Below are 13,406 nucleotides of genomic sequence, written 5' to 3' on the forward strand. Positions count from 1 at the left end.
CCGTATATGGATATACGAATGGTGTTACAGGATTTGGTACAGGTGTTTACCTGAACCAACTGGGCTCTCCCGACCTCGACTGGCAAACTACCAAACAGATCAGCACCGGGCTGGACCTGGCTTTCCGGAACAACAAATTGCTGATTACCTTCAATGCCTTCCAGAAACAGACAGATCCCCTGGTAGTGGTTGCCCCGGCGCCCGCTTCCATCGGTGTTTCCAATTATGCCATCAATGCAGGGCAACTCACTATAAAAGGCCTGGAAGCCATCATTAAATATTCTCCGTTGATGAACCCTGCAAAAGGCATACAATGGACCCTGGGAGTTACCGGCAGCATTGCCAAAAGCCGATATGCCAACTTCAATTCCATCCTCGAAAAAGAGAATGAAAAAGGAAGGACCCTGACCGCCGAAACTCCTGTTAAAGACATCCCCGCTTATCTGAGAAGATACCTCGATGGCTACAGCCCAGATGATATCTGGGCAGTACGGTCACTGGGTATCGATCCTGCCAGCGGGAAGGAAATAATGATCAAGAAAGACGGGACCCATACATTGTATTATGATGTGGCTGACGAAACAGTGATCGGATCCGCTCAACCCAAAGTACAGGGTGTGATCTCTTCCAATCTCAATATCAAAAATTTCTCTGTTTCTATTTATCTGCGATATAGCCTCAAACAGGCCATATTCAACACAGCCATGTTCAACAAAGTGGAGAATATCACGCTCGATCAACTGTCTTTCAACCAGGATAAAAGGGCCCTGTATGAAAGATGGAAAAAACCCGGTGATGTAGCGATGTTCAGAAGTATCTACCTGAGCAGTATGGACGGCCAGTATAGCCTCGAATCCCCTCCTACCTCCAGGTTTATCCAGGAGGAGAATTATTTGTCAGGCGAATCCATTTCCATCGGATATGAAATGTCCGAATCCACCCTGCCCTGGTTGCATAAATTAAGGATCAGGACCCTTCGGATCAACGCCATTAGCAATGAGTTGTTCCGCCTCTCGAATATCACGGCAGAAAGAGGAACAGATTATCCTTTTGCCAAAACATATTCTTTAAGTCTGAATGTATTCTTTTAGAATTCAAACATGCCCAAAATGAACAAGATCAAAATAAGTTTGCTGGTCACAGGGTGTATTCTGGCACTGACTTCCTGCAACAAATACCTGGATGTTCAACCGGTGGATAAAATGATTGACCAGCAGGTATTCAGTTCGGCATCTTCCATACAAAAAGCGCTGAACGGCATCTATATCAAAATGGTTGCAGAAGAGTTGTATGGAGGCAATCTCACAGCCACAACAGTGGATGTAATGGCCCAGTATTACAACTTCCCCGGTGTTCACCGGTTTGCATCCGCTTCAAAATACAAATACACCGATGGATCCTTATTCCAAAAGGATATTTCCAATATCTGGGGCAGCGCCTTTACCCTGATCCTGAACATCAATCAATTTATAGCAGGTGTAAAAAATGTATCCACTTCAGTACTCACCACCCAGGAAAAAGAATGGATGCTCGGAGAAGCGTATGGATTGAGAGCGTATGTTGCTTTCGATATTTTCCGTTTGTTCGGTCCCGTTTACAGTACAGGTTCCACTACCGCTGTTCTGCCGTATCCGGAACTGCCCGAAACCAAACTGGGTGAACTGCTACCGCCAGCCAGATTCATGGATTTGCTGCTCCGGGATTGCTCCACTGCATTGGAATTGCTGCAACAAGACCCAATCATACAATTGGGTGTACAACCCTTCGACACGGAAGATATCTCGGCAAATTTTTTCAAGGCCAGGAACAGAAGGATGAATTATTATGCTGTAAAAACATTGCAGGCCAGGATACAGTTATATATGGGTGATAAGGAGAATGCCCTGAAAACAGCATTGGAGGTCATCAATATTGCATCTAATAAGTTCCCCTGGACACCGGAAACAGATACCAGAAGCAATATTTCCAATCCGGACAGGGTATTCTCCAGGGAAATCCTGTTCGGACCTGAAAACCCGCTTAGGAACCTACTCTTTCAATCCTATTTTGGAGCCAGTAATTACCTGCAATCCGGATCAGGAGATCCGAACAGCAATACGCTCCTGGCGCCTTTGGCCAGCAGGCTGAATGAGTTCTATGAAAACCAGGAAAACGACTTCAGACTGAGAAGCTCCTGGGCCATCGACAGAACAGCCAATTACAATTTCAAAGTATTCACCAAATTCACTCCGTTGACCGCCAGTAACGCCGGCGTATTTCCTGCATTCAGGAACATTCAGCCATTGATGAGGATATCAGAACTGTTCTATATAGCGGCAGAATGCACGCCAGATAAACAACAGGCCGCCACTTACCTCAACGAGGTGAGGTCCAACAGGGGAATACTGAACCCTTTGTCCGCAACAGATAATATCACCAATGAAATAACTAAAGAATACAGAAAAGAATTCTGGGGCGAAGGGCAACTGTTCTTTTATTATAAAAGGAACAACTTCGCTTCCATCCCTGCCGGTTCTTCGGCCAACAGTAATATAACTATGACCAGCGGCCTGTACATGATACCGTTACCACTATCAGAAACACAATACAGATGAGTAGTTACTGACTATAAAAAAAATTATGAAACAGTTCATACCTGGAATATTAGGGCTCCTGCTTTTGGGTGCATGCAGCAAAGAGAATGTGCAATTATTCAACTCAAAAGGAGATATCTATTTCAACAACCTGATAAAATCCGAAGATTATGAATCCTGGGATAAATACTTCGATACACTCAAATATTCTTTCGCAACCAAAGAACCGGCCTTTGTGCAGGATACCTTGGTGGTGAGCGTCAAAATCACCGGGAATACCACTTCAACACCGAGGGCATTCCAGCTCATCACTGACGAAGAGCATACCGATGCCATTGAAGGAAGGGATTTTAAATTGCCGGAGAACAATAATTATTTCATTCCCGGCGGTGCTGTAACCGCCGATTTCAAGGTCGTAATTTTCAAAACAAGTGCCATGGAAGAAAAGCCTTTATACCTGACATTAAGGCTGCTTCCCAATGAAAACTTCGACACACTATTCCTCCTCAGAAAAGAAAATGTATTGGATAGATCCGCACCGGCCATCAGGCTTAACCGCTTTGTGATCAGCATGAGCAATACCCTGAATGTACCCGCGTACTGGTCCGAAAATGAAAATTTCTTTGGGAAGTATTCATGGGAAAAATGGCTGATAGTGGCCCGGGTTCTGGACATAGAACCAGACTATGACCTGAGCGGTTTCCCCAGAGAGTCCTACAAGCGTTACGCTACCAGCACCCAACAGTATTTGAATAGTGAAGCAGCAAAAGGGAATATTATCAGGGAGCGGGATGGAAGCGTGATGATAATGGGACCGGACGTACAATAACAGAAGGGCTTCCGGGATGAATAACACGTAAACTGAAATTTCATGAAACACAAACAAAATAAACATATACCAATAATATTGTTGTCAGTGCTGTTCTTTTTTGCCTGCATGAAAGACAAAGGGAATTACGAATATCACGAAGTGGATGATCCGGTGATTGTAAAAGGAATCGATTCCGTATACCTGGTAGATGTGAATGAAGAAGCCCTTGTCATCGATCCTGAAATTACAACGCCGGATGGAAATCCGATTGACACATCCCTTTTCAGCTACCAGTGGAAGATCGACCAGGATTTATCGGGTGGCGAAGATTATGCCACCCTCTATCCCCTGTCTACTTCTCCCAGGCTCGAAATCAAGAAAGGGGAAGTGGCTGCCACCATTGCTGGAAACACCGTCAGAAATAATTTCATGGGAGCTTTTTCGGCCTTTTTCAGGGTCACCGATAAAAAAACAGGCTTGTCCAAAGACACTTATTTTAAATTCATTTTCGGCAGCATAAGCTCAAACGGATGGTTATTGCTTTGTGAACAACCTGATGGAAGCAGCCGGCTGGGAATGATATCTGCTATTTACAATGACAGTCTGATCAGTGATGTTTTGAAAACCACCCGTTCCGCATTTCCTACCACCGGTAAACCACGGTTTATTACTATTGACTATCAGTACCAGTTCACTCCCAATTCAGGGCCCCATCCATTTATCGGGACCTCCACCAATTTTGCACTTTTGGGACCGGACACACTGGAATACAGTCCACCCAGGTATGATCTCAGGAAAAACATTTCCGGTTTACCTGCCCAGGCCAATTTTTCCACAGCAAGGTTCTTTTCAAGTGGTTACCTGCACTACCTGTACAATGATGGCAGTATCTATTGGCTGGAAGAATATGACGGTAACCAGTTTAATGCCATCAACTCTTTCAACAATACAAAATTCAGGGCATCGGAACAGATGGCAATTTACTCCGGTCAGGGCGCCATCGTTTTCAATGAAGAAACCAAAACCTTTCTCCGCAGCCCCAATGCCGATTATTGCCTTGAACTGCCCGCCGGAACACTATTCAACTTCTCTACCAAACAGGAGTTACGGTATATCACGTTTGCAGACAACTTTAATGGTGGCGAGATATTCGCCATTCTCGATAGCACCACCAAAGTCAATCTGGCCCGTTTTTCCGGTACAGGATTACAAAGCTATTATAAAGAAATACTGGCGCCGGATATCGGTAAAGCCACTCAATTTGCTGTAGACGATGTGTACGGCTATGTTTTTTACAGTGTGAATGGCAAACTGTACCAGTACAATATGATAGAACAAAAGGCAAGACTGGTACAGGACTTTGGCAACAATAAGATCACCCTGATCAAAAATTTCACGAATTTGCAGGATCTGTCCGGACAATACTTCAACACCCTTGTAGTCTGCACTTACAATGAAGCCGATATCTCCTCAGGCTCGCTGGAGTTGTTCACCCCGCCCAATTTGAACGGCGATGTGGAATTAGTGAAATCAATAAAGAAAACCGGCAAGATCGTGGATGTAGCGCATAAATAGCCTGGCATTTTAATTCCCGTTCCATACAAAATCAAGTAATGAAAACAATAATTTATATTTCATTTTCACTGCTCTCTGTTCAACTGATGGCCCAATCCGTCACTGTCAAAGGATCGATCAGCAAGAACAATGATCCCATGATTTTACTGACAGTGCCTGTAGATGGCTTATACTTTGATGCCGCAGCCGACACCATCATGGCTGATGAGACAAGCCGCAGTTTTTCCGTACAACGCAAACTGGACAAACCAGGTTTCGCCTCAATCACTTATAAAGGGCTTACCAGTTACTTTTATATTGAACCAGGAAAAACGTACCAGTTCAATCCTGCAGACAATCAGAATGATATATTGAAACTTACAGGCAAAGACCAGGATGCCATCAGTTTTTTCAACCGGATCGCCAGCCGTGAAAAAACATGGAGGTTTGCAGCTGCGCTGGATACCATTTCCGCTGATCCCGCTGCCAGGATCAGGGCGGTTGATGAAGAAGTAAAACTTTTCAAAGACACGCTTGTCTTACTCAAACAACAGGGAAAAACAGACCAAAATCTCCATGATATTATCTTCGGTTACCTGGACCTGTACAGGACAAAAATACTGGCAACCAGCTACCAGTTCACACTGAATGAACGTTCGGAAAAACAGCCCCCTTTAAGTGCTGAAAACAAACAGAAAATTCTGAAAATATCAGGCAGCCTTTACGATCAGCTTCCTTCAAAGCCGGCCTGGGCAAAATATCCCGACTTTTCCGACCTGATGTATTATGTTTACGCTTACAGCCGGATGACCGACACCGCCAGGGCAGCCGTTTCCTCACAGCCCGCCAACACAAAGGAAGCAGCCATTCAAAGCAGGAACAAGGTCTTCGACAGGTATTTCAAGGGAGAAGCAAATCAAATGGCATATGCCAGCGATATTTATCAGTATGCAGTAAACATTCCGCCTCCCGAAGAAATCATTGCGTCATTCACCGCATTCAAAGAAAAATTCCCTCATAGCAAACTGTCTCCCTGGCTGGAACCATCGATAGCGAAAGTGAAAACCTATTATCAAAATGTAGCCAACAACAACAATGTAAAATACCTGGATAATTACCAGGACATCTCCACTTTCGAACAACTCAGGGAAAAGCTCAAAGGCAGGATCACCTATATCGATATATGGGCCACCTGGTGTGGTTACTGCGTTGAGGAATTCAAGTATGCGCCTCTCGTACACCCGGCATTTAAAAAGATGAATGTGGAAACCCTTTATCTGTCCCTGGACGTTGACAATGCCAATGAAAACTGGTTAAAGATGGTAAAAGGGATGAATATGGGAGGAGTGAACATAAGAGCCGGCAGTGCGCTGGCTAAAGACATGAGCAATGTGATTCCCAATTTCGAGGGCATCCCCAGATACATCATCATTGGCAGGAACGGAGAAGTACTGGAATGGGATGCGCTCCGCCCCAGTGCAGGAAAAGCATTGATTGCACAACTGGAAAAATATACAAAGGGATCATGAAAAGACTATTCCCTTAACGTGTTTGGTCAGCCCCATTTATTTTTTGCTGTGCCCAGTCGCCCGCGTCCCCGCGAGTGACTTCTATTGGCTCGCCTCTGGCGAGCACCGTGTCGCCGGAGGCGACGAAATATCCGTCACTCGCGGGGACGCGAGCGGCTGCTCCCCGAGTAAAAGCTATACCTCCTTTTTAGCGGGTCCTTGTTTTTTCTTTCCGTAAAGAAAGCGTATAAATTCACTTTTCCATTTCGGAAAGCTGATTGCTTTACTATTGAAAGCGCCATACAGGTCAATAAAATAAAAAAAGTGTATCAGATCCCTAAGAGACACACTCATTTTATGCCCGTGCTTGTGTAGATTGCTGTATCATTTGATCAAACAGAACAGACGTCATGCAGCCGGTCCCCAAACTTCAACTGGAAAACGTATCCGTAAAACTCGGCGCCCAACCTGTATTGGAAGGCATCCAACTCAGTATCCATCACGGAGAGCAATATGCGCTTATTGGCGATTCAGGCAGCGGCAAGACCGTTCTCGCCAGAACCCTCGCCGGGCATCATTTCTACAGCGGACATATCCATGCTTCTTTCGGTACGCTGGAAACTTTCCATCAGCGGATCGTACTGGTGGAGCAGCAACATAAGTTCAAGGCCAAGAGCAATACCAGTGACCTTTATTACCAGCAACGATACAATTCCTTCGATGCAGAAGACACCATCACAGCCGCAGAAGCGCTGGGCGCAGACCTGTCGCAGCCCGCAGTTAGCAGCCTGATCACCGCGCTGCAACTGGGTCCTGTACTGCAGGAGCCACTCATTCAATTGAGCAATGGCGAAAACAAACGTCTGCAACTGGCCATCGCATTGCTGCAAAAACCTGATTTTTTGATCCTTGATCATCCCTTCCTGGGACTCGATAAAGCCGGAAGGGCCATCCTCCAACAGATACTTGACAAGCTCAGTGAACAGGGAGTTTCCTTTCTGCTGATCACTACACCGCACGAGATCCCGGAATGTATCACACATGTGGCCACTCTGGAAAAAGGGCAATTGGTTGCTGTAGTAGAAAGAACAGCATACGTTCCACCAGCATCCCCGGAACCTGAAGTATTCTCCCCTCACCTGCTGCGGGCTTTGATCCGGCCAGTGGACGCAGAGTTTGAATATGCCATCCGCATGAAGGAGGTGAATGTGAGTTATGAAGAAAAACAGGTGCTGCGCAATATCAACTGGGAAGTACGCAAAGGCGAATGCTGGAGCGTGGCCGGCCCCAATGGCGCGGGCAAGTCCACCCTGCTCAGCCTGATCACCGGGGATAACCCCAGGGCTTATGCGAACCAGATCTGGTTATTCGACAAACGGCGCGGCACAGGAGAAAGCATCTGGGACATCAAGAAGAAGATCGGGTATGTGAGCCCGGAACTGCACCTGCATTTCGATCCTGCCGCCACCGCCTTTCAGGCGGTAGCCAGCGGCCTCTTCGATACCATCGGACTGTTCAGGCAACTGGATACAACCACCGAAGAACTGGTGATGCAATGGCTGCGCGTTTTTGAACTGGATAAAAAAGCGCACCGGTTGCTCAATATGCTCAGTGCCGGTGAACAAAGGCTGGCGCTGCTGGCCCGCGCACTGATCAAGAACCCGCCCCTGCTCATCCTGGACGAGCCCTGCCAGGGACTTGATGAGCTCATGATAGCACGTTTCCGGAACACAGTCAACGCCATCTGTCAGTTGTCAGGCGCCACGCTTCTTTATGTGAGCCATTACCAGGAAGAATGGCCGGCATGCATTAATAAACATTTAATGTTGAATAAGGGCGAAGCAAGCATTTCAGCCTGAGCGTTCTCTCGATTGTTTATTCATTCTCCCTATATTTACGACCATTACCTGCCTGCCTTATGTGGACAACTGCTGACGTATTTATAGCTGTATTATTCATCGCCTTCATTGTCTGGTATGGCCTCAGACATGGGACAAGCAATGATTCGAGGTCTTATTTTCTGGCTAACCGTTCGATGCCATGGTGGATCGTTGGGCTTTCACTTTTTGCCGCAAGCATTTCCACCACCACACTGATCGGGCAATCGGGAGATGCCTATACCACTGGTATTGCTGTTTACAATTACAACCTCGTGGGCGTAGTGGTGATGGTCTTCTTTGCTATATTTCTCTTTCCGCTTTATATGCGTTCCGGGATCTTCACCATTCCTGAGTTCCTTGAAAAAAGATTCGATAAGAGATCCCGTTATTATTTTTCTGCCATCTGTATCATAGGCAATATTTTCCTGGATGCTGCGGGCGCCCTCTATGCAGGTGCGCTCATCATCAAACTGATCTATCCTCCGGCCGATATACAACTGGTGATCTGGCTGTTCGCCATCCTGGTGGCAAGTTATACCATACCCGGCGGGCTTAGCGCTGTTATCAAAACTGAATTCATTCAGGCCATCATACTGATCATAAGTCCCTGCCTGCTTGCCTGGTTCTGTTATCGGCATGGAGGAACTGCCTTGCAACAACTCTTCAGCTCAGGCGACCGATTGGTAAAATTGATCCGGCCGGTAAGTGACAGTTCCACGCCCTGGCCCGGACTGATCCTGGGCATGCCCGTTCTCGGTATTTATTACTGGGCTAATAATCAAACCATGGTACAGCGCGTACTGAGTGCCAGAAGTGTGAATGAAGGAAGGCTGGGGCTTTTACTCACCGGGTTCCTGTCAATAGTAGTGATGCTGCTGATCACTTTTTCCGGCACCATGGCGAGAAGTATCTTTCCCGGTTTGCAAAATCCGGATACCATCTATCCCACCATGGTGATGAAATTACTGCCAGGATCCTTGCTCTTCATCGTATTATTGGTGCTGCTCTCTGCACTGATGTCTGCACTCGGCGCGATCCTCAATTCTACTGCTACCTTGTTTACCATCGATTTTTACAGCCGCTTCAACAAAAATGCTGATTCCCCGAAACAGGTGCTGGTGGGCAAATACACTTCTCTGATAGTGGTAATTCTGGCAGCGCTATGGGCACCACAGATCGGAAAATTCGGCTCTCTCTTAAAATATTACCAGGAAATGTTATCCTATTTGTCGCCACCCGTAGTGGCTATTTTCCTGCTCGGAATTTTCAACAAACGCGTCAATGGAAGAGGTGCTTTTACAGGATTGATGGCCGGTAGCATAGTGGCCGTTTTACTGCTTTTATACAAGCAGGCAGTTTTCGGCAACCTGCATTTTTTACTGGTTGTGCCTTTTGTATTGCTGTTCAGCATGCTGATCGTATATCTATCCAGCCTCACCAGCCCTGCTCCGCAAAAAGAGAAACTGGAAAATCTGCATTTTTCTTTCGCCGGCTTCCGGAAAGAAGTGCATGAAATGAAAAAGGGAAACTGGCGCCGTCATTATCTATTCTGGTCCGCTTTGCTTTTGCTGGCGGTAGCTTCCATCTGGATATTGCTGGGGTGAACATTATCAGTAATTCCGGGTAGTGATCTGACTGAGCGATTTCCGGTATTCGCTCGGTGTTTGCTTCTTCAACTTCCTGAACATTTTGTTGAAATTCGATAGATTATTGAAGCCACAGCGATAGCTGATCTCCGAAATAGTGAGCGTGGTTTCCAGCAACATTTTGGTTGCCTGTCCTATCCTTACCTCGTTGAGATACTCTACAAAACTCCGGCTGGTCCTCTTCTTGAACAGATGACTGAATGCGGATTCCGATAATTTTATCTGATCGGCCAGGCTTTTCAGCGAAATGTCCTGGTGATAGTTTTCTTCGATATATCGGCAGATCGCAGCTATCCTTCCGCTCTTCGATTCATCCCGTATTGTGTTCACATCATAAGAAGGACTGGCTAATGAGCGCTGCCCCGGAGAGGTGGCCAGCTCATACAACAAGGAGAAGAAATCCAGTCCTGTATTGAATCCGTGCGACTGGCTCAATTGAAACAAGCGGTCTTTGATCCTGTATTTGGTTTCCGGAGAAAAATCAAGGCCGCGGCTTGACCTCAGTAACATTTCCCGGATAGGTGTGAACATTTTTTTCATGAACAGCGGTGAGCTTACGATCGTATCCTCAAAATAAATGGTGATCACAGTGGTCTCATTAAAGGTGGGCGCCTTCCACAAATGCGGCAGGTTGGGACCAACCAGGATGATATCCAGATCAGCGAACGGCTCGATGGAATCACCTATGATCCGCTTCCCGCTTGTATTACAGACCATATTGATCTCATACTCGCTATGGATATGCAAGGGGTAATCGAATTTGGCCTGGCTGTGTCTGAACAAGGCAAACAGGTCATCTTCCTGCAAGGGAGTTGTTTCTCTGATAATAGTGGACATACTAAAATGGATACGGGTTATACAGGCAGCAAGTTACTGTTAAATTCATTTTACTCATAAAACCATCAGCTATCAACTGCGCATCATCATATTTGATTTATTTTCTTAACGAACTGGAATCCAGCAGATACCACTATTTGATCACATCTCCATACAAAATGCATGCTCAGAATTCACCAAGCAATCAACAGAATAGTATCAGTTATCGAACCAGTCAACACCTATTTTTGATCAAATTTTTCGAAACGACAATGATGAGAACAAATATTCCTGGATTATTGCTCCTGTTTTTTGTTCCTTATTTTGTAAATGCTAACGACAACTTGCCTGGATTTACGAAAAGGAATAACCCTGCTATAGAAGTGCGGGTTCAGCAACTCCTGAAAAAAATGACTCTGGAGGAGAAGATCGGCCAGATGACACAGATCAATATCGATGTCATTGGTAAGGGCGATAATATTTATTCCAGTTATCTGCCTTTCCAGTTCGATGAAAAAATGGTAGAACTGATACTCGGAAAATACAAAGTAGGTTCCATTCTCAATACTGCTGCCGTTACAGCCATGACCAGGGCCGACTGGGAAAGGATCATCATCCACCTGCAGAAAAAAGCAATTGCAACCACCGGCATTCCCCTCATTTATGGTGTGGATGAGATCCACGGCGCTACCTATACGCAGGATGCTACCCTGATGCCACAGTCCGTGAACATGGGCGCCACCTTCAACAGGGACCTGGTCTATGAAAGCGCTAAAGTCTGCGCCTATGAAACCAAAGCCAGTAACGTGCCCTGGAATTTTTCGCCGGTGCTTGACCTGGGCCGCGATCCACGCTGGCCCAGACAATGGGAAACCTATGGCGAAGATGCATACCTGGTGGGAGAAATGGGAAAACAGATGATCCTGGGCTACCAGGGTAACAGCAAAATGATCGGGAAGGACCAGGTAGCCGCCTGCCTCAAACATTATCTCGGTTATGGTGTGCCGTATTCCGGTAAGGACCGCACCCCTGCGATCATTTCTGAACAGGAACTGCGCGAAAAGCATTTTGCTCCTTTTGCGGAATCCATCCGTGCAGGTGCGTTAACCGTAATGGTGAACTCCGGTCTGATCAATGGTTATCCCGTGCATGCCAATAAAAAACTGATCACCGGCTGGTTGAAAAACGGTCTCAACTGGGATGGCGTGGTGGTTACCGACTGGGCCGACATCAACAATATCTGGCAAAGGGACAAGATAGTGGCCGATCAGAAAGAAGCGATCCTGCTGGCCATCAATGCAGGCATAGATATGGCGATGGTTCCTTATGATTGTTCCTATTGTGATCTGCTGCTGGAACTGGTTAAAGAAGGTAAAGTATCCATGCAACGTATCGATGATGCAGTGGCCAGGATACTGCGGCTGAAACTCAGGCTCAACCTGTTTGACAGACCTTACTGGCCAGCCTCCGACTATCCGGATTTCGGCAGCGCCGCATTCACCGGAACATCTTATGCAGCCGCTGCAGAAAGCATCACCCTGCTGAAGAACAGCAATGGCATTCTCCCACTGAGAAAGAACGCCAGGATACTGGTGACTGGTCCCAATGCCAACTCCATGCGTGTATTGAACGGTGGATGGTCGTACTCCTGGCAAGGCAACAAAGTGGATTCACTGATGCCGCAGGGTGTAACCATATTGAAGGCCATGCAAAGCAAATTCGGAAAAGAGCATATCAGCTATGAGCCTGGCGTTACTTACAATATGGAAGGAAAATACTGGGAAGAAAATAAACCCGATATCGAAGCCGTAGTAAAAGCCGCCGCCAGTGTTGATTATATTGTACTATGCATCGGAGAGAATTCCTATGCGGAAACCCCGGGCAACCTCGATGATCTTCACCTTTCAACCAACCAGCAGGAACTCGCCCGCGCACTCGCCAGTACCGGAAAACCATTGATCCTTGTGCTGAACGAAGGCAGGCCGCGTATCATTTCAGGGATCGAGCCACTGGCCACTGCCATAGTACAGACCTATCTGCCCGGTTCGCAAGGCGGTCTTGCCCTGGCAGATATCCTTTCCGGAGAAGTGAATCCAAGTGGCAAACTCCCCTACACCTATCCGAAACATCCCAACTCACTGACCACCTACGATCATAAACCTTCGGAAAGTGTAGACAGGATGCCGGGCGTATACGATTACGACGCGGTGCTCTCCGTTCAATGGGCATTCGGCTATGGCCTCAGCTATACAAGTTTCAATTATAGCAACCTGGTTATCAGTAAACCGGTGTTTGGCGCAAACGATATATTACGGGTAAGCGTTGACGTTATGAACACAGGAAGCCATGCCGGCAAAGAGGCTGTACTGCTTTTCATCAATGACCAGGTAGCCAGTCTTACCCCGGATGTAAGACGGCTGAGGCGTTTCGACAAGATCTCCCTGGCTCCCGGAGAAAAGAAAACCGTGAGTTTTACCATACCTGCGCGTGACCTGGCATTCATCAACCAGCAGAACCGGCCCGTGATCGAAAAAGGAGATTTCACCATCCAGGTGGGAACGCTGGCCAGCACCATAAAATGTAAAGAAACCCTCGAATTCAAACCCTAATAATCTCCA

At 46.7% G+C, this 13,406-nt stretch carries 9 protein-coding genes; 8 read left to right on the top strand and 1 reads right to left on the bottom strand.

Annotated features, from left to right (window positions below):
* The 7 genes from ACTHMC_RS17085 to ACTHMC_RS17115 all read left to right on the top strand — a co-directional run.
* The coding region (locus ACTHMC_RS17085; RefSeq protein WP_440414854.1) for a TonB-dependent receptor domain-containing protein at nt 1-1,091 on the top strand (1,091 nt) is incomplete at its 5' end.
* Between the two features lie 18 nt (nt 1,092-1,109).
* On the top strand, nt 1,110-2,594 hold the full coding sequence (locus ACTHMC_RS17090) for a RagB/SusD family nutrient uptake outer membrane protein (RefSeq protein WP_440414856.1): 1,485 nt from the start codon (nt 1,110-1,112) through the stop codon (nt 2,592-2,594).
* Nucleotides 2,595-2,619: 25 nt separating this feature from the next.
* The gene (locus tag ACTHMC_RS17095; protein ID WP_440414857.1) at nt 2,620-3,402 is read left to right on the top strand and encodes a DUF4843 domain-containing protein; all 783 of its coding nucleotides are present in this window, start codon (nt 2,620-2,622) and stop codon (nt 3,400-3,402) included.
* A 42-nt stretch (nt 3,403-3,444) separates the two neighbouring features.
* Complete coding sequence (locus ACTHMC_RS17100; RefSeq protein ID WP_440414859.1) at nt 3,445-4,959, top strand: PKD-like family lipoprotein; 1,515 nt, start codon at nt 3,445-3,447, stop codon at nt 4,957-4,959.
* 38 nt (nt 4,960-4,997) lie between these two features.
* Nucleotides 4,998-6,467: a TlpA family protein disulfide reductase gene (locus ACTHMC_RS17105; RefSeq protein WP_440414860.1), complete on the top strand. Its 1,470-nt coding sequence runs from the start codon at nt 4,998-5,000 to the stop codon at nt 6,465-6,467.
* A 389-nt stretch (nt 6,468-6,856) separates the two neighbouring features.
* Nucleotides 6,857-8,305 carry an ATP-binding cassette domain-containing protein gene (locus ACTHMC_RS17110; RefSeq protein ID WP_440414861.1) on the top strand — a complete coding sequence of 483 codons (1,449 nt, stop codon included), beginning with the start codon at nt 6,857-6,859 and terminating at the stop codon, nt 8,303-8,305.
* Between the two features lie 59 nt (nt 8,306-8,364).
* Complete coding sequence (locus ACTHMC_RS17115) at nt 8,365-9,930, top strand: sodium:solute symporter family transporter (RefSeq protein WP_440414863.1); 1,566 nt, start codon at nt 8,365-8,367, stop codon at nt 9,928-9,930.
* A 6-nt stretch (nt 9,931-9,936) separates the two neighbouring features.
* Here ACTHMC_RS17115 and ACTHMC_RS17120 read toward each other — a convergent pair whose 3' ends face one another.
* Nucleotides 9,937-10,809: a helix-turn-helix domain-containing protein gene (locus ACTHMC_RS17120; protein ID WP_440414864.1), complete on the bottom strand. Its 873-nt coding sequence runs from the start codon at nt 10,807-10,809 to the stop codon at nt 9,937-9,939.
* A gap of 251 nt (nt 10,810-11,060) precedes the next feature.
* Here ACTHMC_RS17120 and ACTHMC_RS17125 point away from each other — a divergent pair, with 251 nt between their 5' ends.
* Nucleotides 11,061-13,397, top strand: a complete 2,337-nt coding sequence (locus ACTHMC_RS17125; protein WP_440414866.1) for a glycoside hydrolase family 3 N-terminal domain-containing protein — start codon at nt 11,061-11,063, stop codon at nt 13,395-13,397.
* Nucleotides 13,398-13,406 lie beyond the last annotated feature (9 nt).

The organism is Pseudobacter sp. (genome assembly GCF_051955275.1).
Classification (GTDB): domain Bacteria; phylum Bacteroidota; class Bacteroidia; order Chitinophagales; family Chitinophagaceae; genus Pseudobacter.

Bases quoted from the DNA above. Each gene is read 5' to 3' on its own strand.
- ACTHMC_RS17115 (WP_440414863.1), top strand. From the start codon at position 8,365: ATGTGGACAACTGCTGACGTATTTATAGCTGTATTATTCATCGCCTTC.
- ACTHMC_RS17095 (WP_440414857.1), top strand. From the start codon at position 2,620: ATGAAACAGTTCATACCTGGAATATTAGGGCTCCTGCTTTTGGGTGCA.
- ACTHMC_RS17100 (WP_440414859.1), top strand. From the start codon at position 3,445: ATGAAACACAAACAAAATAAACATATACCAATAATATTGTTGTCAGTG.
- ACTHMC_RS17125 (WP_440414866.1), top strand. From the start codon at position 11,061: ATGATGAGAACAAATATTCCTGGATTATTGCTCCTGTTTTTTGTTCCT.
- ACTHMC_RS17120 (WP_440414864.1), bottom strand. From the start codon at position 10,809: ATGTCCACTATTATCAGAGAAACAACTCCCTTGCAGGAAGATGACCTG.
- ACTHMC_RS17090 (WP_440414856.1), top strand. From the start codon at position 1,110: ATGAACAAGATCAAAATAAGTTTGCTGGTCACAGGGTGTATTCTGGCA.
- ACTHMC_RS17105 (WP_440414860.1), top strand. From the start codon at position 4,998: ATGAAAACAATAATTTATATTTCATTTTCACTGCTCTCTGTTCAACTG.
- ACTHMC_RS17110 (WP_440414861.1), top strand. From the start codon at position 6,857: ATGCAGCCGGTCCCCAAACTTCAACTGGAAAACGTATCCGTAAAACTC.